Annotated in this window: 18 protein-coding genes and 3 pseudogenes; 15 read left to right on the top strand and 6 right to left on the bottom strand. The window is 62.3% G+C overall.

Annotated features, from left to right (window positions below):
- Positions 1–158: 158 nt before the first annotated feature.
- From BUR94_RS12475 to BUR94_RS20930, 12 genes and pseudogenes are all read left to right on the top strand, one after another.
- Positions 159–1,148 carry a Bug family tripartite tricarboxylate transporter substrate binding protein gene (locus BUR94_RS12475; protein ID WP_074256539.1) on the top strand — a complete coding sequence of 330 codons (990 nt, stop codon included), beginning with the start codon at positions 159–161 and terminating at the stop codon, positions 1,146–1,148.
- Positions 1,149–1,217: 69 nt separating this feature from the next.
- On the top strand, positions 1,218–1,649 hold the full coding sequence (locus BUR94_RS12470; protein WP_074256538.1) for a tripartite tricarboxylate transporter TctB family protein: 432 nt from the start codon (positions 1,218–1,220) through the stop codon (positions 1,647–1,649).
- Positions 1,650–1,658: 9 nt separating this feature from the next.
- The gene (locus tag BUR94_RS12465) at positions 1,659–3,200 is read left to right on the top strand and encodes a tripartite tricarboxylate transporter permease (protein WP_074256537.1); all 1,542 of its coding nucleotides are present in this window, start codon (positions 1,659–1,661) and stop codon (positions 3,198–3,200) included.
- Positions 3,201–3,250: 50 nt separating this feature from the next.
- Complete coding sequence (locus tag BUR94_RS12460) at positions 3,251–4,333, top strand: isocitrate/isopropylmalate dehydrogenase family protein (protein WP_074256536.1); 1,083 nt, start codon at positions 3,251–3,253, stop codon at positions 4,331–4,333.
- Positions 4,334–4,404: 71 nt separating this feature from the next.
- Positions 4,405–5,085, top strand: a complete 681-nt coding sequence (locus tag BUR94_RS12455) for an aspartate/glutamate racemase family protein (RefSeq protein WP_074256535.1) — start codon at positions 4,405–4,407, stop codon at positions 5,083–5,085.
- The gene (gene otnK / locus BUR94_RS12450; protein ID WP_074256534.1) at positions 5,079–6,353 is read left to right on the top strand and encodes a 3-oxo-tetronate kinase; all 1,275 of its coding nucleotides are present in this window, start codon (positions 5,079–5,081) and stop codon (positions 6,351–6,353) included. Before BUR94_RS12455 ends, otnK begins: the two co-directional genes overlap by 7 nt.
- Positions 6,350–6,991 (top strand): 3-oxo-tetronate 4-phosphate decarboxylase, encoded by a 642-nt coding sequence (otnC, locus tag BUR94_RS12445; protein WP_074256533.1) that lies wholly within the window; start codon positions 6,350–6,352, stop codon positions 6,989–6,991. The genes otnK and otnC overlap by 4 nt, the downstream gene beginning before the upstream one ends.
- Positions 6,992–7,040: 49 nt before the next feature.
- On the top strand, positions 7,041–8,042 hold the full coding sequence (locus BUR94_RS12440) for an AbrB family transcriptional regulator (protein ID WP_175570471.1): 1,002 nt from the start codon (positions 7,041–7,043) through the stop codon (positions 8,040–8,042).
- Entirely contained in the window at positions 8,039–10,675 is a 2,637-nt protein-coding gene (acnA, locus tag BUR94_RS12435) for an aconitate hydratase AcnA (protein ID WP_074256531.1), read from the top strand. Before BUR94_RS12440 ends, acnA begins: the two co-directional genes overlap by 4 nt.
- A 35-nt stretch (positions 10,676–10,710) precedes the next feature.
- Positions 10,711–11,460 (top strand): SMP-30/gluconolactonase/LRE family protein, encoded by a 750-nt coding sequence (locus BUR94_RS12430; RefSeq protein WP_084193025.1) that lies wholly within the window; start codon positions 10,711–10,713, stop codon positions 11,458–11,460.
- Positions 11,461–11,496: 36 nt separating this feature from the next.
- On the top strand, positions 11,497–12,639 hold the full coding sequence (locus BUR94_RS12425; protein ID WP_074256529.1) for a TRAP transporter large permease: 1,143 nt from the start codon (positions 11,497–11,499) through the stop codon (positions 12,637–12,639).
- A 119-nt stretch (positions 12,640–12,758) separates the two neighbouring features.
- A pseudogene (locus BUR94_RS20930) lies at positions 12,759–13,757 on the top strand (TRAP transporter substrate-binding protein).
- A gap of 59 nt (positions 13,758–13,816) precedes the next feature.
- Here BUR94_RS20930 and BUR94_RS12410 read toward each other — a convergent pair.
- The 4 genes from BUR94_RS12410 to BUR94_RS12395 all read right to left on the bottom strand — a co-directional run bounded on the left by BUR94_RS12410 (position 13,817) and on the right by BUR94_RS12395 (position 18,858).
- On the bottom strand, positions 13,817–14,860 hold the full coding sequence (locus BUR94_RS12410; RefSeq protein WP_074256526.1) for a DUF475 domain-containing protein: 1,044 nt from the start codon (positions 14,858–14,860) through the stop codon (positions 13,817–13,819).
- Between the two features lie 90 nt (positions 14,861–14,950).
- Positions 14,951–16,699: a dipeptide ABC transporter ATP-binding protein gene (locus BUR94_RS12405; RefSeq protein ID WP_074256525.1), complete on the bottom strand. Its 1,749-nt coding sequence runs from the start codon at positions 16,697–16,699 to the stop codon at positions 14,951–14,953.
- 11 nt (positions 16,700–16,710) lie between these two features.
- Positions 16,711–17,859, bottom strand: coding sequence for an ABC transporter permease (locus BUR94_RS12400; RefSeq protein ID WP_074256524.1), 1,149 nt, complete (start codon positions 17,857–17,859; stop codon positions 16,711–16,713).
- Positions 17,860–17,871: 12 nt separating this feature from the next.
- Positions 17,872–18,858, bottom strand: coding sequence for an ABC transporter permease (locus BUR94_RS12395; protein WP_074256523.1), 987 nt, complete (start codon positions 18,856–18,858; stop codon positions 17,872–17,874).
- Between the two features lie 136 nt (positions 18,859–18,994).
- On the opposite strand from BUR94_RS12395, the gene BUR94_RS12390 reads away from it, so the two are divergent.
- The 3 genes and pseudogenes from BUR94_RS12390 to BUR94_RS12375 form a co-directional block, all read left to right on the top strand.
- Entirely contained in the window at positions 18,995–20,968 is a 1,974-nt protein-coding gene (locus tag BUR94_RS12390; protein ID WP_245794577.1) for an ABC transporter substrate-binding protein, read from the top strand.
- A gap of 160 nt (positions 20,969–21,128) precedes the next feature.
- Positions 21,129–22,297: pseudogene (locus tag BUR94_RS12380) on the top strand (IS3 family transposase).
- A gap of 34 nt (positions 22,298–22,331) precedes the next feature.
- A pseudogene (locus BUR94_RS12375) lies at positions 22,332–22,436 on the top strand (transposase domain-containing protein); the annotation flags it as partial.
- A gap of 592 nt (positions 22,437–23,028) precedes the next feature.
- Here the strand turns inward: BUR94_RS12375 and BUR94_RS12365 are convergent.
- Both BUR94_RS12365 and BUR94_RS12360 read right to left on the bottom strand, forming a co-directional pair.
- A complete protein-coding gene (locus BUR94_RS12365) occupies positions 23,029–24,486 on the bottom strand; it encodes a YfjI family protein (RefSeq protein ID WP_074256520.1) in 1,458 nt (485 codons plus the stop codon).
- A 90-nt stretch (positions 24,487–24,576) separates the two neighbouring features.
- The gene (locus BUR94_RS12360) at positions 24,577–24,783 is read right to left on the bottom strand and encodes a helix-turn-helix transcriptional regulator (protein WP_074256519.1); all 207 of its coding nucleotides are present in this window, start codon (positions 24,781–24,783) and stop codon (positions 24,577–24,579) included.
- Between the last annotated feature and the right edge of the window lie 309 nt (positions 24,784–25,092).

Raw genomic sequence — 25,092 nt, 5'->3', positions numbered from 1 at the left:
GAGCGTGGTGCAGTAAATAATTGGTATATCGCAATATTTTTCGACCGAGGGGTGATTCCGGATGTGCAGAAAATTGGCTATTGGATTTGTAGTTCACGAAGTGCAATATGGTGCCCGGGTGGTTCACCATCCAGCCAATGCATTTGGGAGGACAAAAAATGCAATCCAAGTTCGCCTTCTTCGCGGCCGCGGCGCTTGTTGCCGTCTCGTTCGCGCCGATCCCCGCGACCGCGCAGGACTTCACCCCCGAAAACCCGCAATGCATCGCCCCCTCGAACCCCGGTGGCGGTTGGGATTTCATCTGCCGCACCACCGCGAAATATCTCTTCGATCTGGGCGTGATCAACGACGCAATGCAGGTCACCAACATGTCCGGCGGCGGCGGCGGCGTGGCCTTTGCCCATGTCACCAAGGAGCGCAACGAGGACAACAACCTGATCGTCGCGGCCTCGATGTCGACCAGCGCTCGGATCGCGCAAGGCATCTATGAGGACGCCGAGCAGGACGACGTTCACTTCCTCGCCACCTTCGGTGCGGAGTACGGGGCCATCGCCGTTCCGGCCGATTCCGAATTCCAGACCCTGAACCAGATGATGGACGCGATCCTCGAAGACCCGCGGTCGGTCGGCATCGCAGGCGGATCGTCTGTCGGCAGCTATGACCACATCAAGCCGATGCTGGTCGCTCAGGAGGCCGGGCTCGAGGACGTCACCCAGCTGAAATACGTCTCCTTCGACGGCGGCGGCGAGGCGATGACCGGCCTGCTTTCCGGCTCGGTCGAGGCGCTGTCGGGCGACTTCTCGGAGATGCTGGGGTTCCTGGAATCCGGTGATATCCGGATCATCGCGATCCTCGCGCCCGAGCGGCTGAAGAACTACCCCGACATCCCGACCGCAAAGGAACAGGGATATGACGTCGTCGGTGCCAACTGGCGCGGGCTCTACATGCCGGCCGGTGCCTCGGACGAGGCCAAGGAGTTCTGGAAGAACGCGATCATGACCATGGCCGAGGACCAAGGCTTCCAGGATGCGCTGGAAGCGGCGGCGATCGAGCCGTTCAACAACTTCGGCGACGACATGCATGCCTTCGTGGCGCAGACCATCGCTGACGTGACCAAGCTGTCGAAAGAGATCGGCATCATCCAGTAACGCAGCCAAAGACCGGCCCGCACACCCTGCGGGCCGGTCCCTGCGCCTCACATCTTTTCGGAGACGAACATGAGCGACCGTATATTCGGCGGCTTCGGGCTGGCGCTTGCCATCTTCTACATCTGGGCCGCCTCCATCATCAAAGACAGTTTCATGGTCGATGTCGTGGGGCCGCGGGCCTTTCCCTACATCGTGGGCATCATCCTCGGCCTGACCTCGATCTGGTTCATCCTGCGTCCGGATGACGAACCGGAATGGCCGATCCTCAAGGACCTGGCCGAAATTCTCTTCGCCGGTGCGGTGATGCTGGTCTATTGCTGGGCGCTGCCCGAGGTCGGCTTTGTCATCGCCACCGTATTCGCCACCGCCTATCTCACATGGCGTCTGGGCACCGCGCCGCTCTGGTCGCTGGTCACCGGCGTCGCGACCTCGGTCGGCATCTACGTCACCTTCCACCTGATCCTCGGCCTGTCACTGGCCAAGGGCCCGCTTGGTTTCTGAGGCCCACACATGGAAATTCTGTCCCTTCTTGCTGACGGTTTCGCGGTCGCACTGACGCCGCAGAACCTCTTCCTCGCCGTCGTCGGCTGCTTTCTCGGCACGCTGATGGGCGCATTGCCCGGGCTTGGCCCCGCCAATGGCGTGGCGATCCTGATCCCCATCGCCTTTTCGCTGGGCCTCGGCCCGACGCCCTCGCTGATCCTGCTCACCTCCGTCTACTACGGCGCGATGTACGGCGGGCGGATCTCGTCGATCTTGCTGAACATTCCCGGCGACGAGCCGGCAATGATGACCTGCCTCGACGGCTACCCGATGGCGCAACAGGGCAAGGCGGGCGAGGCGCTCTCGCTCTCCGGCGTGGCCTCCTTTGTCGGAGCCTTCGTGGCGACTTGCGGGTTGGTCTTGCTGGCGCCGCAGCTGGTCAAGATCGCGCTTTTGTTCGGTCCGGCGGAATACTTCGTGCTGTTCACCGTAGCATTTGCCACGCTTGGCGGCATCTCGTCGACCAACCAGGCAAAGTCGGCCTTTGCCGCCGCCTTGGGCCTTGGCATCGCGATGATCGGCAGCGACAGCCAGACCGGCTCTCAGCGCTTCACCTTCGGCCAAATCCACCTTTATGACGGCATCGACTTTCTGATCGCCATCGTCGGCCTCTTCGCCCTGTCCGAAGTCTTCATCTTCCTCGAACACCACCGCGGCGGTTCGGCGGCCAGCGGCAACGCGCCCAAGGTCGGCAGGATCATGCCCGACTTCGCGATGATCAAGCGCTGCATTCCTTCGATGGCGCGCGGCACCGGTCTGGGCTTTTTTGCTGGCGTGCTGCCGGGAGCAGGTGCATCGCTTGGCTCGTTCCTCGCCTATTCGCTGGAAAAACAGACCGTGGACCGTGAAGGCAAGACCTTCGGCAAAGGCGATCCGCGTGGCGTGGCCGCGCCCGAGGCGGGCAACAACGCGGCTTCTGGCGGGGCGCTGGTGCCGATGCTGGCGCTCGGCGTGCCGGGGTCAGGCACGACCGCAGTGCTGTTGGCGGTACTTCTGCAGCTCAACATCACCCCCGGGCCGCTCCTGTTCACCAAGAACCCCGACGTGGTCTGGGGCTTGATCGCCGCGCTCTTCCTCGCGAACTTCATCCTGCTCGCGATGAACATCCCGCTGGTGGGCATCTTTACCCGTGTGCTGATGGTGCCGACCCGCATCCTGATGCCGGTAGTGGCGATGATCTCTTTCGTCGGCATCTACTCGATCACCGGCTCGACCTTCGACGTGATGCTGATGGTGGGCTTTGGCTTTGCCGGCTGGCTTTTGCGCAAGCTCGACGTGCCGCTGGTGCCGATCATCCTCGGCATTCTTCTGGGCAACCAGATGGAGGTCAACCTGCGCCGCGCCATGACGATCTCGGACGGCGACTGGCTCACGCTTGTGGGCTCGCCCCTGGCGATCATCCTCTGGATCATCGCGATCACCGGGTTCGTCCTGCCGATGTTGATGGGCCGCCGGGTGAAGCGCCAGATGGAAGCCGCCCGCAATGAAGAGGAATTCGTCGGGGACTGATCCCCGACCATCAGCACCGGCCCCGGTGGTCAACTAAAGGAGACTAAGACATGCGTATCATGACCCTGCCGTGTGACGGCATCGGACCCGAAATCATGGCGGCCACGCTTGAAGTGGTGGAAGCGGCGAACAAGCGCTTCGACCTGGGCCTGACCTTCGAGGAAGCGGAAAGCGGCTTCACCAGCTTGAAAAACCACGGCATCACGCTCCGGGACGAGGTGCTGGAGCGGGCCCGCACCGAATTTGACGGCGTGATCCTCGGCACCCAGAGCCACATGGATTACCCGCCGGTGGTCGAGGGCGGGCGCAACGTTTCGGCCGGGTTCCGCATCGGGCTGGACCTTTATGCCAACGTGCGCCCCGCGCGCTCGCGCGATTTCATCCCCAACAAGGCGCCGGGCATGGACCTTGTCATCATGCGCGAGGCGACCGAAGGCTTCTATCCCGACCGCAACATGTACAAGGGCGTGGGCGAGATGATGCCCGATCCCGACATGGCGCTGTCGGTGCGCAAGATAACGCGCGCCGGGTCGATGCGGATCTGCCGCGAGGCGTTCAAGCTGGCGATGCAGCGGAAGAAAAAGGTGGTGGCCATCCACAAGGCCAACAGCTTCCTGATGACCGACGGGCTGTTCCTGGAATGCTTCCGCGAAGTGGCCAAAGAGTTCCCCGAGGTCGAGGCCGATGACAAGATCGTCGATGCCTTCGCCGCGCTTCTGGTGCGCCAGCCCGAGATATACGACGTGGTGGTGGCCACCAACTTCTATGGCGACATCCTGTCTGATCTGGCCTCCGAATTGTCGGGCTCGCTCGGCCTTGCCGGGTCGATCAATGCCAATGCCGAAACCGGGCTGGTCTGTGCCCAGGCGCAGCACGGTTCAGCGCCGGACATCCAAGGTCAGAATGTGGCCAATCCGACCTCGCTGATTCTCTCGGCGGCGATGATGCTGTCCTGGCTGGGCGAACAGCGGGGCGTGCAGAAGCTGATGGATGCCGGTGCCGCGATCACGGAAGCGGTGGACCGGGTGATCGACGATCCAGCCCAGCGCACGCGAGATCTGGGTGGATCGGTCAATACCGATCAGTTCGGGGCCTTTGTGGCCGATGCGGTCGCGGGCAAGGTCCCGGCCTGATTTGGCGCAACCGGCGGGCAGGGCCTCCCTTCTGTCCGCCGCCTTTCTGACACTTCTGCCGGGACAGGCGCATGACACGTATCGTTCTGATCCACGCCACGCGCGTCGCGATGGCCCCGATCGAGGCTGGCTTTGCCCGGGCCTGGCCCGAGGTTGAAACCCTGTCGATCCTCGAAGAAGGGCTGTCGTCCGATGCCGCATCGGGGCGGGTTTCCGCGGAGGTGCTGGACCAGCGCATCAACGCGCTGGCCGATTACGCCATGGGGCTGGCCCCCGACGCGATCCTCTATACCTGTTCCGCCTTCGGCACCGGCATCGAAACGGCGGCGGCGCGGCTGGACCTTCCGGTTCTGAAACCCAACGAGGCAATGTTCGACGCGGCGCTTGGGGCCGGCGGGCGGATTGCGATGCTTTATACCTTCCCGCCTGCGGTGGCCGGGATGGAGCAGGAGTTCAGCGATGCCGCGCTGCGGATACAGGCGAACGTCACGCTCCGTTCGATCTTCGTGGCCGATGCGCTGGACGCTTTGAAATCGGGCGACGCTGCCACCCATGACCGGCTGATCGCCGAGGCCGCGGCGGAGGTGGCCGGGGTGGATGCCATCATGCTGGCCCATTTCTCGATGAGCCGCGCCGCGAACATGGCGCGTGCGCAGGCCGACATCCCGGTGCTGACCAGCCCGGATGCGGCGATAGACAAACTCAAGCGGGTGCTTATGACCGCAAATTCGAAGGGACAATCCGCATGTTGATTGGCGTGATCGCAGATGACTTCACCGGCGGCAGCGACATTGCAAACACCCTAGCCAAGGGGCACGCGCCCGAAGGTGGGCTGCGCACCGCACAATATGCCGGCGTGCCGACCGGCTCCGCCGCGCCGGGAATCGAGGCTGGGGTGATATCGCTCAAAAGCCGCTCGGCGCCAGTGGAAGAGGCGGTGACCCAATCGCTGGCTGCGCTGGACTGGCTGACCGCTCAGGGCTGCGAGCAAATCGTGTTCAAGTATTGCTCGACCTTTGACTCCACCGATGATGGCAATATCGGCCCGGTGGCCGAAGCGCTGGCGCGCGCGCTGGATTGCCGGGGCGTCGTGGTCTGCCCGGCGTTTCCGACGGCGGGGCGGACGGTCTACCAAGGGCACCTGTTTGTCTTTGACCGGCTGCTGAATGAATCGGGAATGCAGAACCACCCGCTGACACCGATGACCGACCCGGACCTGCGGCGGGTGCTGTCGGCCCAGACCTCTGCCGGGGTTGGCCTTGTGCCGCATCCAGTGGTGGGAGCGGGCGCAAGCGCGCTGCGCAAGGCGCTTAGCGACATGTCCCACAGCTTTGCGGTGGTCGACGCCATATCCGACGATGCCCTTTTGACCATTGGGGAGGCGGTTGACGGCGCGGCGCTTGTCACCGGTGGATCGGGCATTGCGCTGGGACTGCCGCGCAACTTCATCCGCGCGGGCCGGACACAGGGCGGCAAGACACCCTTTGCCCCGGTCAAGGGGGCTGCGGCGATCCTGGCCGGGTCCTGTTCCGGCGCGACGCGCGGACAGGTGGCGCATCACGCGGCGCGCCATCCGACGCTGGCCATCGACGTGGCGGGTGTCATGGCGGGCGCGGTCACCGTCGAGGATGTCGTGCGCTTCGTGACAGAACATGCGGGTCAGGCGCCGCTGGTCTATTCCTCAGGCACGCCCGAACAGGTCGGGACGATGCAATCGGAGTTCGGCCGCGAGGCGGTCTCGGCCCGGCTCGACGCGCTTTTTGCAGATACCGCGCGCGCGTTGATTGCACAAGGGTATCGGCGGCTCGTCGTGGCGGGCGGCGAAACATCGGGCGCGGTGGCCCAGGCGGTCTGTGACACGCTGTCGGTCGACGCCATGGGGATCGGTCCCGAGATCGACCCCGGCGTGCCGATCCTCAACCTGGGCGATGCGCCGGTCCTGCTGGCGTTGAAATCGGGCAATTTCGGCACGCCGGACTTTTTTGGCAAGGCCCTGGCCATGATGGAGCACGGCGCATGAGGGAAGACGAGCGCAAGGCCCGGGACGAGATGGCGCATTTGTGCCGTTCGCTGTTCGAGCGGGGGTTTTCCGTGGGCACGGCGGGCAATGTCTCGATCCGGCTGACGGACGGCATCCTGATGACGCCCACCAATGTACGGCTGGGTGATCTCGACCCGGACCGGATTTCCAGGATCGATGCCGATGGTACCCATGTGGCGGGCGACAGGCCCAGCAAGGAAGTGTTCCTTCATCAGGCTTTTTACGACACCCGGCCCGAGGCCGGGGCTGTGGTGCACCTGCATTCCACTTGGGCAACGGCGCTGTCCTGCTTGGCAGACATCGACCCGGATAACTGCGTGCCACCGTTGACGCCGTATGTGGTGATGCGCGTGGGCAAGGTGAAGCGGGTACCTTATGTCAAGCCGGGCGATCCGCGCATGGGCGAGATGATCCGCGACCTGCAGGGCAGGCATGCCGCCGTTCTGCTGGCCAACCACGGGCCGGTGGTCAGTGGCAAGACCCTGTTCTCGGCTGTTGCCGCCGCTGAAGAGCTGGAGGAAACCGCGCGCCTGATCGTGGCCCTGCGCGGGATGAACAGCCGGTTGCTGACCCCGGAGGAGGTGGCCGAGCTGGACGCGACGTTTGGCCGGATCTGAGGCCTGAATGTCGGAGTTCCGTGCGCTTTGCCTTGCCCTCCTGACGCTGTTGGCGGCCTTCGTTGCGGGCTGGGGCGTTTCGGTGACGGGGGTTCCGCTGGGCTGGCTGGTGGGCGCGATGCTCTTGATATCCGGAGCGTCGCTCTTGCGCGCGCCGGTGGTGCAGCCGACGGCGGCGCTTCCCGTCGTCAAGTCGGCGGTGGGCACCATGCTGGGTGCCGCAATCCCGCCCGGTATCGTCGGGCTGGCCGCCGCCTGGTGGCCGTCTTTGCTGGTGATGTTTGGGCTTCTGATCCTTGGTGGGGCGATCAACTATGCCGGTTTGCGGCGGCTCTTCAGCTTTCCCCCGATCGACGCGCTGTTGTGTTCCATGCCCGGCGGCATATCCGAGATGATCCTGTTGGGCGACCAAGCCGGCGCTGATCAGCGCCGGGTGGCCATCGTCCAAGCCCTGCGCATCGCACTGTCGGTCCTGATCATCCCGTTACTGGCCGGTCTGACCTTTGGCATCACCGTCGAAAACACCGCCACTTCGGTACGCCATTCGATGGCTGTCGCCGATTGGGGCTGGTTTGCCGCCTGTATCGTCGCAGGCCTTGTCGCCGACCGCTGGACCCGCATTCCGGCGGCGCTGATCCTCGTCCCGATGGCGGTTAGCGCGGCGCTGCACCTGGGCCGGATTTCGGCGTTCGAGGTGCCGCCCGAGGTGTCGGTCGTCATCCAAGTGATGATCGGCATCAACGTCGGCGCCCGCTTTCTGGGCGTGTCGATCCGGGCGTTGGCGGGCTTTGCCCTATCGGCGGTGGCCGTGGTTGCGGTGCAGATCGGCCTTGCGCTGGCGGCGGCGATCGTGTTGTCGGCGCAGGGCACCTGGGACGGGCTTGCACTTTTGCTCGCATTTGCGCCCGGCGGTCTGGCCGAGATGTCGCTGATCGCCCTAACGATGGGGCGCGAGGTGGCCTTTGTCGTGTGCCACCACATCCTGAGGGTCCTGTTCGCGCTTTTTGCCGCACCGGCCCTTGTCGCAACTTTGTCAAAGAGGCCTAGATGACCCGTCTCACCCGTGTCCGGCCCGATGGCCGCGACGTGCAGTTCACCGATCTGGCCAATGTGCTGGGCGCGCGGTTGCCGCGCCTGCCTCATGTGCTGCGGTTGCTGAGCGAAAACCACCTGCGTGACACCGGCGCCCCCGCCCCCTTACTGGCGGCGCTGGATGATTGGCTGGAAGGGCGGACAACCCATTTCGAGTTCTCATTCCGGCCCAACCGCATCCTGATGCATGACACCACCTGTACCCCGGCGATTGCCGATATTGCCGGGCTGCGCGATGCGGTGGCCGAGGCGGGCGGCACCCCCGAAGACCTGACCCCGCAATTGCCGGTCGAGGTCTCAGTCGACCATTCCCTGGCGGTGGATGTCTATGCCAATCCACAGGCCGCCCTCCGCAACGGCGCGCGTGAGATCGCGCGCAACCGCGAACGCTATGCCTTTTTGAAATGGGCGTCGGCCAATCTGAAGGGTGTGCATGTGAACCCGCCGGGCACCGGCATCATGCATACGATCAACCTTGAGCAACTGGCGACAGTGCTGGAACTGCGTGACGACGGCTTTGCCCATCCCGACATGTTGCTGGGCACCGACAGTCATACGCCGATGATCAACGGGATCGGGGTGCTGGGCTGGGGCATTGGCGGGTTGGAGGCCGAAAGCGTGATGTTTGGCCAGCCCGCCACGCTGGCCATGCCGCGGGTGATCGGGGTGCGGCTGGAGGGGAGCTTGCCGCCCGGTACGCTGTCCACCGATCTGGCGTTGGAGGTGACGCATCAACTGCGCGCGCTGGATGTGACCGGGGCCTTTGTTGAGTTCTTCGGGCCTGGGGTTGTTGGGCTGTCGGCGGGCGATCGCGCGGTGATTGCCAATATGGCGCCGGAATATGGCGCCTCGACCGGGTTCTTTCCAGTCGACGCATCCACGGTTGATTACCTGGCGGCCACCGGACGGCCCGAACGCTTGACCCGCCTGATCGGGCCGGTGTTTCGCCGCATGGGCCTCTGGTTCGATCCCGCCGAGCAGCCGCATTTTGATGCGGGCCTGACCATTGACCTGTCCATCTTGCGCCCCTTGTTGGCAGGCCCGCGCCGCCCGCAGGACCGGTGCGCACCCGGTGAGGCCCGCGCGTGCGTCGAAGCCGCCATTGACCGGCCGCTTGTCCTGTCTGCAAAGGAGGATGTGCCCGATGGCGCGGTCGGAGTGGCGGCGATTACCAGTTGCACCAACACCTCTGACCCGCGTTTGCTGATCACCGCCGGGCTTCTGGCGCGAAAGGCGCGGCAGCGCGGCTTGCAGGTGCCGCGTTGGGTCAAGACCTCACTGGCGCCGGGCTCACCCTCGGCCCGGGATTACCTGGACCGCGCAGGCCTGACCGAGGATCTGTCGGCGCTGGGCTTTGATATTGTGGGGTTCGGCTGTACCACCTGCATCGGGAATTCCGGGCCTCTGCCGCCGGTGATTGAGACCGCGTTGCAGCAGGGCAAGGCCATTTGCGCCGTGTTGTCGGGTAACCGGAACTTTCCGGGCCGGGTGCATCCGAAGCTCGACCTTGGATACCTGGCCTCGCCGCCGCTGGTGGTGGCCTATGCGATCCGGGGCGTGATCGACGGCGACATACTGACCGATCCCGTCGGTACGGACCCTGACGGCGCCGCGGTCTTTATGTCCGACCTTTGGCCCGATGCCGAGGAGGTCAGCGCCGCGTTGGCGCTTGGCTACCGGTCCAAAGACATTTCCCGCGCCTTTTACCAGGCGTCCGAAAATCCGGAGTGGCAGGCCATCGACTGTCCCGCGACGCCGCAATTCGCCTGGGACCCGAAATCGCGCAACCTGCGCCGACCCAAGTTCGCTTCCTTGTCGGAAACCAGCCGCCTGGGCACCTATCACGCAGCGCCCTTGCTGGTGCTGGGCGACGACATGACAACCGATCACATCTCGCCCGCCGGGTGGATCGCGCCGGACAGCGAAGCGGGCAAATGGTTGATCGACCGGGGCGGCACGCCAGAGGATCTGAACGTCTACGCCTCTTATCGCGGCAATTGGGAGGTCATGTTGCGCGGGCTCTTCACCAACCGGTTGGCGCGGAATTTTCTGGCCCGGGACTTGGTTCCGGCCTGGACCGTGCTGGAGGACGGGATGCAGTTGCCTGTCTACAAGGCTGCGGAGCAAATGCAGGCGGCCGGAACACCGGTAGTCGTGCTGGCGGGCGAGCGTTATGGCATGGGGTCCAGCCGCGATTGGGCTGCCAAGGGGGTGGCGCTTCTTGGGGCGAAAGCCGTTATCGCGCGCAGTTTCGAACGCATCCACCGCCAGAACCTGATTGGCATGGGTGTGGTGCCGCTGGTCATCACCGATGGTTTCATCCCGGCAAAAGCGGGTGTCACGGCGTCCGACCGGTTTCATATCGACCTGCCATCCGCCGACCTGGCGCCGAACCGGGATGTAACGCTTGGCTGGGAAAGGGCCGATGGATCGCGGACCCCGATCACCTGCCGTGCCGATGTGCAAACAGGGCAGGAGGTTGCTGTCTTGCAGCAGGGCGGCGTTCTCGCCGCGATCCTGAACCGGACGCTGGGGCGAAAGACACCGCGGCAGGACGCCGCCGAGGTAGCAGGTAACTCCTTGTTCTTGTGACGTTTTGATCCCTTTTCCATCTTTAGCGCGTCGATATCTGCCACGGGCGCATCCTGAAATGCGATCCTGCGGGGGAATTCACCGTCGCGGCCACCTATGATGGAGAACCGAACGGCCTTAAAATTCACAAGGACGGTCGCATTTTCATCGCCGATCACGCCCGGGGAATCATGGTGATGGACCCGGTGTCGGGCAAGGTCGAGCCCTTTCTGACCCGCCCGGGGCTGGAGCGGTTCCACGGGCTGAACGATCTGCATTTTGCCGCCAACGGGGGCCTCTATTTCACCGATCAGGGGCAAAGCGGGCTGCATGCGCCTTATGGTCGGCTGTTCCGGCTCAGCGCGGACGGCGATCTGGACTGCCTGATCGACAATATTCCCAGCCCCAATAGTTTGGTTCTGAATGAGCATGAAAATCAACTTTATCTCGCCGTCACACGGATGAATGCCGTGTGGCGGGTGCGGTTCCTCCCGGGTGGCCGGACCGTCGCAAAGACAGGCACCTTCATGCAGCTTTCCGGCGGAATGGCGGAGCCCGGCGGTCTGGCGCTCAGGGAGGGGGGCGAACTGGTGATCGGTCACATGGGTATTGGCACCGTCTGGGTGATGTCACGGCTGGGGGAACCAATGTACCGCATTCGGTCGCCCGAGGGGATTTTGACCGCGAACATGGCGTTCGGCGGCCCGGACAACCGCGATCTTTTCATCACCGAGGCGGAAATGTCCTCGATCCTGAAAGTCACGCAGCCCTTCTCGGGCAAGCCGATGCTCAGCCATCAAGATTGATCCGCCAAAGGCGGTCATGCGCCAGGGAGGCTCCGCATGATACAATTACTGGACAGGCTTCTGTCCACCTACGAGAAAGCCCTGATTGTTGTGTTGACGCTGGCCGCTCTGGTCATGGCGTTTTCCCAGGTTGTTTTGCGCTATGCGTTCAATACCGGCATTCACTGGCTTGAGGCCGGGCTGGCGCAGGCCTTTGTCGGGCATCTTCGAGCCGGGCTTGGCATGACAACCGTGCTGACCTGCATCTTCTTTGCCGCCATTTCCGGGTCGAGCCCGGCAACCGTCGCGGCGGTGGGCAACATCCTCTATCCGTCGCTGATGAAAGAGGGCTATTCCTCGCGCTATGCGGTGGGGGCACTGGCCACATCCGGCGCCATCGGCATCCTTATTCCGCCGTCGATCCCGTTGATCCTGTATGGTTTTGTCACCGAAACCTCGATCCCGGCGCTGTTCATGGCGGGTATCCTTCCCGGGTTGTTCTATGGCGCGATGCTGATGGTGACGGCGCGGATCCTGGCCGTGCGCGAAGGCATCGCCGTTCAACCCAAGGCCACACGCGGCGAGTTGGGTCAGGCGCTGAAGGTCGGCCTTCCGGCCCTGTCGCTGCCCGTTTTCATCGTCGTCGGCATCTATGGTTTCCCGGAGTTCACGCTTTTCGGGTGGTACAATGACGGCGGGGCGATCTTTACCCCGACCGAGGCTGCGGCGGTCTCTGCCGTGCTGGCGATGGTGATCGGCTTCTTCATCTACCGCGAGTTGACGTTCCGCGACCTGGTGGCCCTCACCGCCGAGACCGGGCCCAAGGTGGGCATGGTGTTCTGGATCACCGCGAATGCGCTGCTGTTCGGTTTCTTTTTGACCAAGATCGGCGTGCCCGCCGCGATGGCCCAGTTGGTTGTCGATCTGAACCTGTCGCCCATCGTGTTCCTGCTTTGCGTCAACATCCTTCTGGTGATCATCGGGTTCTTTCTTGAGGGTGTGCCAACCATTCTGATCTTTGCGCCGCTGCTTGTGCCCGCCGCCGAAAAGCTTGGCATCGACCCGGTGCATTTCGCGATCATCATGGTGGTGAACATCGAGCTTGGCCTGATCACCCCGCCGGTCGGCATCAACCTCTTTGTCGCCAGCTCGATCACGGGCATGCCGGTGATCAAGGTCTTTCAGGCCACGCTGCCCTGAATGGTGGCCACGATCGTCACCCTGCTGTTCGTCACCTATTTCCCACCGCTGTCGATGTTCCTTTCGGGACTGATGCATTGACCACGACCCCACACACCAAAACCAGGAGAGGAGACCTCATGTTTCCCAAGACACTTCGCGCCAGCTGCCTGGCGCTTGCAATGGCCGCCGCCACCGGCGCCGCCGCGCAGACCGAAATCATCATGTCGAACGACAACAACGAAAAGGGCCTAAAAGGGCAGACGTTTGACCTGTTGGTCAGCGAGCTGGAATGCCGTCTGGGCGACAAGGCCCGGGTCGAGATGCACCACAGTGGCACGCTTTTCGATCAGCAAAGCCAGATCCAGGGGCGACAACTGGGCGGCGTGCATATCATATCGCCCACTGCCGGGGTCTACAGCTCGGTTAACGCCAATGTGGGCGCGCTGCAATTGCCGTTCCTGTTGAACACGCCCGAGAAAATTCAGGCGGCGGTGGCCGATCCTGTGGTCCGCGAGGCGATCATGCCCCGGTTTAACGAACATAATATCGAGATTGTCGCCGTCTGGATGAACGGCCCGCGCGATCTCGGGTAAAAGGCGCAGGCGCCGATCCTGCTGCCGACGGATGCCGAGGGGCTGAAGGTGCGGGTGCAATCGGCGCCGATTTTTGTCAAGACATGGGAGGCCGTGCACGCCAGCCCGGTGGGCATCAACTGGTCCGAAAGCCCGACGGCGCTGCAACAGGGGGTGATTGACGCCGCCGAAGTGACGCCGAATTCCTGGCGCGGGTCGTCGACCTATCAGTTCGTCGATCACATCACCAAGACCGATCACCAGTGTTCCTTTTATCTGGTGGGGGCCAACAAGATGTGGTGGGACAGCCTGCCTGCCGATGTGAAGCCTGAAATCGAGGCCGCGCTGCGGGTGGCGACGGATTGGAACATGGGCCAGGCCAGCAGCCTCAACAATGGCGATCTGGAGTTCATGGCCGGCGAGGGCGTGCAGGTGCATGATCTGACGGATGACCAACGCGCCGCCTGGATCGAAGCGATGCAGCCGGTGTGGCAGGAGCTTGGCACCGATCTTGTCCGCGAAGAGGTCATGGCGCGTCTCAAGGCGATTGCCGGCGGCGAATGATCCACAGCACATGAGAAGGTTAATGGCGCGGCCAACATGGCCGCGCCGTTTTTCATTGCCTATTCCGCGACCGGGGCCGCCGCCCGGGCATGTCGGACGGACGACCAGAAGGCCACGCCGATGATCGTCGCGCCACCCAACCCGGTCAGCAGCTCGGGCACGTGGACAATCGCCTGCGCATACATGATCACCGACAGGATCAGGATTGCGTAAAAAGCACCGTGTTCGAGGAACTTGTACTCCGTCAGGGTGCCGCGTTCGACCAGCATGATGGTCATGGACCGCACATACATCGCGCCGATCCCCAGCCCGATGGCGATCACGAAGAGGTTCTGGGTCAAGGCGAAGGCACCGATCACGCCGTCAAAGGAAAAGCTCGCGTCCAGCACTTCGAGGTACAAGAACGCGCCCAACCCGCCGCGAGCGGCGTCGCTCATGGTTTCCTCGGCGCGGTCCAGAAGATTGCCCATGACGTCGACCACCAGATAGGTCAGCAATCCGTATAGAGCCGCGCTGATGAAGGTCGCCCTTGCATCGCCATCGAGGAAGGCGGCAAAGAACAGCGCCAGGGTGAGGACAAAGGCGATCTCGACCCCGCGAATTGCGGCGAACCGGCTGACGCGGGATTCGACCATTCGGACCCAGTGGATTTCCTTGTGCTCGTCGAAAAAGAACGACAGCGCCACCATCATCAGGAATGTGCCGCCAAAGGCCGCAATGCCAAGGTGCGCATCATGCATGATCGCGGCATATTGGTCGGGCTCGGCGATGGCCAGTTTCACCGCCTCGATGGGCCCGATCCGCGCGGCAATGGCGACGATGGCCAGCGGAAAGATGACGCGCATGCCGAAAACGGCAATCAGGATCCCCCAGGTCAGAAAGCGCTTTTGCCAGATCGGGGTCATCTGTTTCAGCTTGTTGGCGTTGACGATGGCATTGTCGAAGGACAGAGAGATTTCGAGCACCGACAGGACAATGCAGATCACGAAGACGGTCAGCATGCCTTCGACCGTGCCGGTGGTGGCCCAGCCAAGCCAGGCGCCAAGCGCCAGCCCGGCGAATGTCACGATCAGGGGCCATTTCAGATAGCGGAGGGACGTCATTGGAAACCTCGAGTAGGAGACAGGAACGCCGATCCCGGCCGCCGGAGGGGCGGTCGGAACCTGGACAGGTTTTAGGGGCAGGGGGGGGCGTTACGCGGGCGCGTGATAGCGAAAGCGCGTCTTGTCATCGCGCCGCGTGGGGTCGGCGATGGGCACCGCCGACAACAGCGACTGGGTATACCGGTGGTGGGGGGCGGTGCAGACCTGTTCGGTCTCGCCAAACTCCACCACTTCGCCCTTGTACATGACAAGCACCCGGTCACAGAAATAGCGCACTAGCCCGACATCATGGCTGATGAACAGGTAGCTCAGGTCCAGCTGTTCCTGAAGATCAAGCAACAGGTCCATGATCCGCGACCGGATGCTGACATCCAGTGCCGAGGTTGCCTCGTCCGCGATGATGATGCGGGGTTTGGGCGCGATGGCCCGGGCGATGGACACCCGCTGACGCTGCCCGCCAGAAAACGCATGCGGATAGCGTTCGCCCGCGGATTTCGGCAGGCCCACCAGGTCAAGCAACTCCTCCACCCGCTGCTTGCGATTCTGAGCCGAGGTCATGCCGGAGAGAAGCAGAGGTTCGGCGATGATCTGGAAAATGGTCATCCGCGGGTTGAGCGAGGCAAAGGGATCCTGAAAGATCATCCGCATGTCGCGCCAATGCGGCGTCAACGCCTTGTCATCCAGCCCGACAAGGTCGGTTTCGCGCCCGCCCGTGTCCTTCAGCAGGATCTGGCCGTCCTGCGCCGTCAGGATCCGCTGGATGCAACGCGCCAGCGTCGTCTTGCCTGACCCGCTTTCCCCGACAATGCCGATGTTTTCGCCCGCGTGCAGGTCAAAGGACACGTTCTTGACCGCATGCAGCCAGGTGACCTCTTTCTTGAAGATGCCCTTGCTGCTGAGCGGAAACTTCTTGCCCAGCCCAACAGTGCGCAGGATTGGCTGCCCGATGGGGCGGCGTTCACGCATCGCCGTTCGCCGGTCCGACGGCGTGTCCGACGATTGCGCCGCCTTGAGCAGGGTCTTGGTATAGCTGTGCTGGGGTTCGCGAAACAGGGTGAAGACATCGTTTTCCTCGATCACCTTGCCGTGGCGCATGACGGCGACCTGGTCGGCGATCTGTGCCACCACGCCCATGTCATGGGTGATGAACAGCATGGCCATCTGGTGGCGGAGTTGAAGATCCTTCAAGAGATCGAGGATCTCGGCCTGAATGGTCACATCCAGCGCGGTCGTCGGCTCATCCGCCACCAGGATTTCCGGATTGCAGGCCAGCGCCAGCGCGATCATCGCCCTCTGGCGCATACCGCCCGAAAACTCGAACGGGTACTTGTCGATGGCCACCTCCGGCGCCGCGATCTCGACCTGCCGTAGCAGGTCGATCGCTTTGTCGCGGGCATCAGCCTTGCTGATTTTTTCATGCAGGCGGATGGACTCAGTGATCTGGCTGCCTATCCGATGAACCGGCGACAGCGATGACATCGGTTCCTGAAAGATCATGGCGATGTCGCGGCCCCGGATGGCGCGGATCGTCTTGCCCTTGACATCCAGCGTGGCCAGGTCGATGGTGCCGGGCCGCACCCGCCGCGCGTCGCTTTCGGACGGGTGCAGGATGATCTGGCCCGATCGGATCAGCCCCGGCTGCTCGATCCGCAAAAGCGTACGGGACAGCACGCTTTTTCCGCTGCCGCTTTCACCCACCAGACACAGGGTCTTGCCCGCGAACAGGTCCAGCGACACATCGTCAACGGCGTTGAAATCACCATGGCGCGTGGCAAAGGCCGTGGTCAGGTTCCGGATCGACAAAAGGGGCTTCTGTTCGGTTTCAGGGGTCTTTGTCATGTCCGGTCCTCTCATGCGCCATGTTGTGAATAGGGGTCGGCCGCGTCGCGCAGCCCGTCACCAAGGAAGTTCAGTGCCAGCACTGCGACGATCACGAAGCCACCGGGAATGAAAAGCCATTCGGCCTGGGCGATGGACCGGATGTTCTGCGCTTCTTTCAGCAGCACGCCCCAGGAAATCGACGGCGGCATCAGGCCAAGGCCCAGGAACGACAGCGATGTTTCCGCAAGGATCATCACCGGAATGGCCAGCGAGACCGAGGCGATGATATGGCTGACCAGAGACGGCATCATGTGGCGAAAGATTACCCGGCGCGGTGAAGCGCCATCCAGTCGCGCAGCGGTTACGAAATCCTCGGTTCGCATCGCCATGAAGCGGCCCCGGACCACGCGCGCCAGTTCTGTCCAGCCGATCAGCGACAGGATCACCGTTATCATGAAGTACCGTGTCATCGGGTCCAGTGACGGCGGCAGCGCCGCGCTAAGACCTAGCCAGATCGGGATTGTCGGGATCGACAGCATCAGCTCGATCACGCGCGATGACACGGTATCGAACCAACCGCCGAAGTATCCTGCCGCGCCGCCGATGATCAGACCCAGCACAAGGCTCATGCCGACACCGACAAGCCCGATGGACATGGAAATCCGCGTGCCTGCCACGACTCGGCTGAACATGTCACGGCCCAGCCGATCGGACCCAAAGAGAAACACCCGTTCGCCCGGGTCGACAGGGCCGAACAGCTTGCGATTGGCGGGGATGAAACCGGCCAGCTTGTAGCTGTCCACCTTGGGGAACAGCCGCAGGAACACTCGTTCGTGTTCCAACGTCTCATAGGAGGCCTTCAGGGTCAGCTTGTCGCGCGTCAGTTTCTGTTTGAGGACATGCGGGGCAAAGACCCGGCTACCGGTGGCGTCCACATAGGTGAAATGCAGGACTTGCGGCGGGTGATAGACCTGCGACCGCGAGGTCAGGGTGGGATCGAACGGCTGAAAAAACTCGGCAAAAAGCGCCACGACATAAAAAGCGGCAACGATGTACAAGCTGACCAGCGCGACCTTGTGCCTGCGGAACTTGTCCCAGATCAGCCGCGCTTGCGATGCTTCGGCAATGCCGTCCTGGCTGCGCGGATCCTGCGGGGTGGCGGTTTGTTGCAATTCCATCTGCGGGGTCTCCTACGTATAGCGGATGCGCGGATCGATCAGCGCCAGAAGGATGTCGGACACCAACATGCCGACAATCGACAGCACGCTGAGCAGAAGGATGAAGGCCCCGGCCAGGTACATGTCCTGCGACAGCAGCGAATCCAGCATCAGCGGGTCGGCCGTTGGCAGCGAAAGCACCACCGCAACGATGGTCGACCCGGACACGATCTGAGGAAAGGCCCAACCCAAGGTTGAGATGAAGGGGTTCAGCGCGATCCGCACCGGGTATTTCATCAGCAGGCGGAACTCGGACAGCCCCTTGGCCCGTGCCGTCACCACGTAGGGTTTGAACAATTCATCCAGCAGGTTGGCACGCATCACCCGGATCAGGCTTGCGGTGGATGCCGTGCCGACAATGACCACCGGGATGACAAGGTGCTTCAACAGGTCGACGAACTTGGCAAAGCTCCACGGCGCATTTGCATATTCCGGCGAAAAAAGCCCGGTCACATCCGCGCCCAGGTGAACCGTGCCATAGTACATCAACACCAGCGCGATCAGGAAGTTCGGCGTCGCAAGGCCGATGAAGCCCATTACGCTGAAGAAATAGTCGCCGGCGGTGTATTGGCGCACCGCGGAATAGATGCCGATGGGCAGGGCCAGCGCCCAGGTGAAAAACAGCGTCGACGTGGCCAGAACCACGGACAGCGCCATGCGCTGGCCAATCATTTCCGAGACAGGCTGTTGAAATTCAAAGGAGATGCCGAAATCTCCGCGCAGGACGATGCCGCTGATCCAATTGAAATACTGTACCAGCACCGGCTCTCCCAGGGCAAAGCGCTCGCGCAGGGTTTCCAGGCGGGCCTGATCGACGACCTGTCCCTGCGCCTCAAGCCGGGCGGCATAGGTTGTCAGGTAGTCGCCGGGTGGCGCCTGGATGATCAGGAACGCGAATAGCGAGATCGCGAAAAAGAACGGGATCGACCAGACGATCCTTCGAAAGATGTAGAACAGCAAATTTTCCTCCCTCGGTCGGGGGCCGTGTCGTCGAAGTGGTGGCCACCTATGACTTAAAATGCAAACCAGACAGACAATTTCAAGATCACAAAGTATTTTTTTGTTGAAAAAACCAATATGACGCCCCATCTTGACTGTGGCGAAGTTGCCCGTTCGGGAGATGGGCAACCGGTCGAAACATCAGGAGGAGAAAATTTTGACCCACCAATTCCCAAGGATGTCACGTGTCGCGACGGCCATCGGCCTTGTGTGTCTGGGCACGGCGTTGCAGGCGCAGGCCAAGGGCGAACGCCCGGAGTTTGCCGCCCTGGTGGCCTCGGGCGATCTGCCCCCGGTGGCGGAACGCGTGTCGGACGAGCCCCAGGTCGTGGACTTCGGCGACGTCGGCACCTATGGCGGCAAATGGCGCTTTGGACTGGCCAGTTCCGGCGATGATGGCACCATGCGCCAGCACGTCGGCACCAACGGCTTGGTCCGCTGGCATCACAACCGCGAAGATCTGATCCCCAATGTGGCTCGCGGTTGGGACGTGTCCGAAGACGGCACCGAGTTCACCTTCTATCTGCGCAAGGGCATGCGTTGGTCCGATGGCGCGCCGCTGACCACCGAAGACGTGGCCTTTGCCATCAATGACGTCCTGCTGAACAGCGATTACGGCGCGTTGTCGACCCGCTTCAAGGCCGGTGAAGACCCGATGTCGCTGGAGGTGATCGACGAGACGACCTTCAAGATTGTCTTCCCCCGCGCCAATGGCGAATTCTTAGGCCAGATGGCACGCGAGGAAGGTGCGGCTATCGTGTTTTATGCCAAGCATTATTGCGCAACCTTCCATCCCGACTACAACGACAACCTTCAGCCCTTGATCGACGCCGCCGGCGCGTCGGATTGGCAGACGTTGTTCGTGCAGAAGTGCGGCGACCCGACCGAAGGCCAGCGCTGGCTGAATCCGGAACGCCCGGTTCTGGACCCTTGGGTGATGGAAAACCCGCTGGACGGCGGCGCAACCGTCGTGACGCTCAGCGCCAACCCCTATTTCTGGCAGGTCGACGCTGCGGGCAATCAACTGCCCTATATCGGCGCACTTGAGGGCCGGATTTTCCAGGACCCCGAAGCCATGACACTGGCCGCCATTGCGGGTCAGTTCGACTTCCAGGCGCGCGGCATCGACGCCGCGGCGAACCGGCCTGTCTTGGCCGACAATCGAGACGCTGGTGACTATCAGCTCTATGAGGTCGTGGGCGTTGGCGGCAACTACAACTGGATCCAGCCAAACCTGAACCACAAGGACCCGGTGATCGCGAATCTGTTCAATCAAAAGGATTTCCGCATTGCCCTGTCCATCGGCATGGACCGCCAAGAGGTTATTGATACCGCGCTTCTGGGTGACGGCACGCCCTGGCAGACCGGCCCGTGGGAAGGCAAGAAGCTCTATAACGAGCGTTTGGCCACCCAGTACCTGGAATATGACCCCGAGAAGGCCAATGCGCTGCTGGATGGCCTCGGGCTCGATCAGCGCAATGACGAAGGCATTCGCCTGATGTCCGACGGGCGCCCGGCGCGGTTCCTGATCGACATTCGCAACACCTATCCCCAGATAATCGACATGATCCAGGTTGTGCGGGCACAATGGGCGGAGATCGGCATCGCCATTGACCTCAACGTCGTTGACCGGTCATTGCACAAGCTGCGTTCGGCCAATGCCGATCACGACTTTACCGCCGACAGCGGCAATACCACCCTCAGTCCGGGCCAGCTGCCTTCTGCGCTTCTGCCCATCGACGACAGCTCTCGCCATGCGCCACTGTGGACCGAATGGTACACCACGGGCGGCGCCAGCGGGGTGGAGCCGCCGGAACACGTGAAGAAACGCTATGAGATCTGGGAAGCGATCAACAGCAACGTGGACCCGGACCGGCGCGTGACGCTGTATCAGCAGTTGTCCGACATCGCGGCGGAAGAGTTCGAAGCCTTCGGCGTGACCAAGAACCCCTCGACCTACGGGGTGGTCAAAAATGGGCTGATGAACGTCCTGCCAGGCATGGTGTCCACCAGCCAATGGCCCAGCCCGGCCAATGTTTTCATGCCGCAGTCGTGGTATTGGAACGGCTGATCCCAACCGCTCAAAGCCTACATCGGGCCCAATCACGGGCCCGATGATTTTATATGGCAAATCCCGTTGGAGCTCGAAAACCTGAATGTGGCAGTTGGCCTGCCCCCTGAAAAGTGGTCCTCCCTGAAGTAGGCTTTCGAGCCAGATGGAGGACGAAGGAATGCCTCAGAAGAAGCACAAACCCGAAGAGATTGTCGCGAAGCTCCGGCAGGTCGACGTGTTGATGTCGCAAGGCCAGTCTGTGGCCGAGGCGGTGCGCACGATCGGCGTGACGCAGTTCACCTATTACGGTTGGCGCAAGGAGTATGGCGGGTTGAAGACGAACCAGGTGAAGCGTCTGAAGGAGTTGGAGAAGGAGAACGAGCGGCTCCGGAAGGCCGTGTCGGATCTCACGCTCGAGAAGCTGATCCTGCGAGAAGCTGGCTCGGGAAACTACTGAGCCCCGCCCGCCGCCGTGCTCGCGTCGACCATGTCCTGCAGAAGTTCCGAGTCTCGGAGCGGTTTGCCTGTCGTGTGCTCGGCCAGCACCGATCGACCCAGCGGAAGGTGCCGCGCGGGCGTCCCGACGAAGAGGCGCTCACCGCAGACATCATTGCGCTCGCCTCTCAGTATGGCCGCTATGGCTATCGGCGGATCACGGCTCTCCTCCGAGATGCCGGCTGGGCCGTGAACGTGAAGCGGGTCGAGCGGATCTGGCGGCGGGAGGGGCTGAAGGTCCCGCAGAAACAGCCGGAGAGAAGTCGCCTCTGGCTGGGCGACGGGTCGTGCGCCCGTCTGCGACCGGAGCGGCCTAACCATGTCTAGTCCTAAGACTTCGTCGAGAGCCGGACCCACGATGGAAGGAAGTTCCGTATGCTCAACCTGATCGACGAGTTCACGCGAGAGTGTCTGTCGATACGGATCGATCGTCGGCTGAGATCGACGGATGTCATCGACGTTCTGTCGGACCAGTTCATCCTGCGAGGTGTGCCGGATCACATCAGGTCGGACAATGGACCGGAGTTCGTGGCTATGGCCGTGCGGGAGTGGGTCGCTGCCCTCGGCGCCCGAACCGCCTACATCGAGCCAGGATCACCGTGGGACAACGGCTACTGCGAGAGCTTCAACGCCAAGCTGCGCGACGAGCTGCTCAACGGCGAAATCTTCTATAGCCTAGCCGAAGCGAAGATCGTCATCGAGGGCTGGCGCCAACACTACAACACAAAGCGCCCACACTCATCGTTGGGCTATCGACCGCCAGCTCCAGAGGTTGTGCAGTGGCCGGCTCCGCCATCCGGAGCCGCTTCGCCGGCCACGCCGGCCGTAGCGCTGAGGCCCATCATGCACTAAGACTGAAACCGGACCACTTCGTTGGGGCAGGTCAGAAACTGCCCGCATGAACCGTATCGATCCCGAGGCCTGGCTGACCTGGGTGCTGACCCACATCGCCGATCACAAGATCAACCGCATCGACGTACTCGCCCCTTGACACTGGCACCAACGCTGAAAGTCAACGCCCGGTCACTCCGGACGCATACCTTTAGAACGTAGCAGCGCTCCCAGCTTCCTCGCCATGGATCTCCGGAACCGGAGGTTCTGGCCCGCACATAATTGCCTCCAAAGCGTCAGCTACTGTTGAGGGCGGGCCACACGCCAACAACAACAACCAAGTCACGAAGCATCCCCGATCTTAGTGTACTTCAAACCACCGCGGAGCGAATTACCCCCGTGTTAGTGGAAGCGGGAAAGGACCCGTAGGAGGCGATGGCATTTTAACGAGACGCCTCAGTCCTGTATCGCCTCCCGAGAACTAGTGTCAGTGCGCGTGTCTCGGCCGTCCGGCGAGGCATCCCGCCGTCGTACTCAAGGACCGCCGCACGTTCCTCGAACAGTTCCGCTTCAAGTTCCGATAGCCCGAACTGAACATCGATGGGCCGCGATTCCTGCGACTTTTGCGACTTCGGCAATTTATGGACCGATGGCTTTCGGAAGGTCTGACCGCCCAAGTCGAAGGTGACCTTCTCCGCATTGCGCAAGGTCGCGCGCACAGCCTCGATGCCAGATTGTACCGACGACATGCGTTAGGACCTGACAACTCGGAAAGCCCGGCGGCTGCGGCGTCCATCGATTTCGACGATGTCCGTCATGCCGATCAACCACCCATATTCCACCAGAATGTTGATTAGTTTCTTGTTCTCCGGCGACGACCTCAGCCTGTTGGGGCCACACTTGTTGATCAACGTGAGATCCACGTACATGTCGTCCCGAAGCTCGACGATCCATTGCCTAAGGAACTCGGCGTCCCTGACCGTTTTGGAGACGCTCCCGGTATCGAAGATTCGGACGGCCTCCTCCAAGTAGAAGTTCACAAGGCTGATCGCGGTCCTCATGGAGCCGACGTCGACCGACATCGCCTCCGCATTAGAGAAGAGTGCCAGGTTTCCGGCAATTCGAGCCGCATGTTCTGCGGCCTTGCCCGCGAAACCGCTGATGTTTGTGAAGGGACCACCATCGCCCTGTGCCTCCTCCGTCACGTTGTAGAAATCTATTAGGAGAGCCCGTACGGGCGGCTCGAGCGTCAGGGTGCGCGGATCCAGCCCTAGCGGGTCAAACGCATTCGTGCGGGGCTCTGCTTCCAAGAGTTCGGTGATGCACTCGTTGTAAGCATCCAGGGTCGCGTGAGCCCTCGCTTTCGTTTCCAAGGTTTCTTCATCCTCGATCAGGAACCTCGTGCCCTTGAGCGTATCCGGCATAGCAACGAGGACACGCGACAGGATGCCCTGATCTCTCACCAACTCGCTGGACATGAACGATTGGGCAACCATGGGCTGGATAGCCAGATGCATGGACACCCGCCGATCCGCCAGCGTGATGGACCCCGTGCTGGATCGCGTGTGATTGATTTCTCGCCCATCCCAGAAGCTGGAAAGCGCCGACGAGGTCGCCGTCTGGTTCTGGGAGTTCATGGCATGGCCACCGATGATCTTCCCTCCCTCGTCGGAGAGGATACCGATCGAAGGCTGACCGTTCGCGAAATGAGACACCAAACCCTGATAAGTGATGTCGTCGAAGAGCACCTTAGGGCTGATCGGGGGCGTGTTGCTCTTTGCATTGCTCCCGTCGTATGCGTTCTCAATCACCGCATCGAAATCACCCCGGCGTGCCGACGACTTCTGTGCTTCGTCGAATGCCGCTAGAGCCTTGGCATAAATGGAGAGGCGCGGCCTCTCGAATTCGCGGATCGGCGCTGTCGCGAGCGCATCGACCGCGGACTTCCTCGAGCTCGACTCAGCGATGCTAAACGCAAAGAGGCTGAGCGGGACTGGGTGCAGAATGGTTTCCACGTTCGCGTGCGGTTGAGCGGCAACGCTGATGGCCGTGAGCACGGCCTGCAGTGCCAAAGCCGTGGGAGCTTGAGTCAGAGTCCTGATCGCATCGATCGGGTCCGCCAGGGGGCCGAGGTCGGCGAGAGGCACCTCAGGTGCGTCGGGCAAAGGCTTGATGAGTGGCGTCGGTCTGATCGGAAGTTCGTGTGTCATAGCTTCTCCTTTTGCCAGTTGAGGGACTGACATTAGGGGTTGATTTTGTTTGATTAATTTGGACCGGCTAAGCCCGGTACGACGGCGCGCTTACCCGGAGCCGGACCGGTCGGTGGTCGTCCCGGTCTGCGCCTCGATCCAGGCCTCGATGTCGGCGACGCGGTACCTCACCGTCCTGTGGCCAAGGCGCACAGCGGGGGGCGAGGCATCCCGCATGGCAGCGGTCTCGAGGAACCGCTTGCTGATACCGTAGATCTCCGCGACCTCGTCTCTGCTGAGAAGCCTGTTCTTGTCCATACTCGCGCTCTGCCTCCGAAGCGTTGTTTCCTTCCTTGGAGGCATGGCAAGAATCATCACAGGCTAATAGACGGGCTGAATGCGGGGTTTTCCGCCTACCTATTTAAACATCTGTAAATACGGGGCAAATTCCTGATTCTTCGCCTACGGGGCGTCCAGACTTTTTCCAATTCTTGAGTGCTTGAGACTTCCAGATATGGGACGCTCGGGTGGCGTCGACCCCACAAGTCCCGGTCAACGTGCCCTCGGCCGCCGTTCTCAGTGCCTTGAGCCCACGAGCGCGCGCCCAGATGACCCGTTCCCTGAAAA

The sequence above is a fragment of the Vannielia litorea genome (assembly GCF_900142295.1).
In the GTDB taxonomy this organism is placed as follows: Bacteria; Pseudomonadota; Alphaproteobacteria; order Rhodobacterales; family Rhodobacteraceae; genus Vannielia; species Vannielia litorea.
The sequence above is the reverse complement of the archived record's forward strand: the minus strand, read 5'-3'. Positions and strand labels throughout refer to the sequence as shown.

Bases quoted from the DNA above. Each gene is read 5' to 3' on its own strand.
- BUR94_RS12475 (WP_074256539.1), top strand. From the start codon at position 159: ATGCAATCCAAGTTCGCCTTCTTCGCGGCCGCGGCGCTTGTTGCCGTC.
- BUR94_RS12470 (WP_074256538.1), top strand. From the start codon at position 1,218: ATGAGCGACCGTATATTCGGCGGCTTCGGGCTGGCGCTTGCCATCTTC.
- BUR94_RS12465 (WP_074256537.1), top strand. From the start codon at position 1,659: ATGGAAATTCTGTCCCTTCTTGCTGACGGTTTCGCGGTCGCACTGACG.
- BUR94_RS12460 (WP_074256536.1), top strand. From the start codon at position 3,251: ATGCGTATCATGACCCTGCCGTGTGACGGCATCGGACCCGAAATCATG.
- BUR94_RS12455 (WP_074256535.1), top strand. From the start codon at position 4,405: ATGACACGTATCGTTCTGATCCACGCCACGCGCGTCGCGATGGCCCCG.
- otnK (WP_074256534.1), top strand. From the start codon at position 5,079: ATGTTGATTGGCGTGATCGCAGATGACTTCACCGGCGGCAGCGACATT.
- otnC (WP_074256533.1), top strand. From the start codon at position 6,350: ATGAGGGAAGACGAGCGCAAGGCCCGGGACGAGATGGCGCATTTGTGC.
- acnA (WP_074256531.1), top strand. From the start codon at position 8,039: ATGACCCGTCTCACCCGTGTCCGGCCCGATGGCCGCGACGTGCAGTTC.
- BUR94_RS12425 (WP_074256529.1), top strand. From the start codon at position 11,497: ATGATACAATTACTGGACAGGCTTCTGTCCACCTACGAGAAAGCCCTG.
- BUR94_RS12410 (WP_074256526.1), bottom strand. From the start codon at position 14,860: ATGACGTCCCTCCGCTATCTGAAATGGCCCCTGATCGTGACATTCGCC.
- BUR94_RS12405 (WP_074256525.1), bottom strand. From the start codon at position 16,699: ATGACAAAGACCCCTGAAACCGAACAGAAGCCCCTTTTGTCGATCCGG.
- BUR94_RS12400 (WP_074256524.1), bottom strand. From the start codon at position 17,859: ATGGAATTGCAACAAACCGCCACCCCGCAGGATCCGCGCAGCCAGGAC.
- BUR94_RS12365 (WP_074256520.1), bottom strand. From the start codon at position 24,486: ATGACACACGAACTTCCGATCAGACCGACGCCACTCATCAAGCCTTTG.
- BUR94_RS12360 (WP_074256519.1), bottom strand. From the start codon at position 24,783: ATGGACAAGAACAGGCTTCTCAGCAGAGACGAGGTCGCGGAGATCTAC.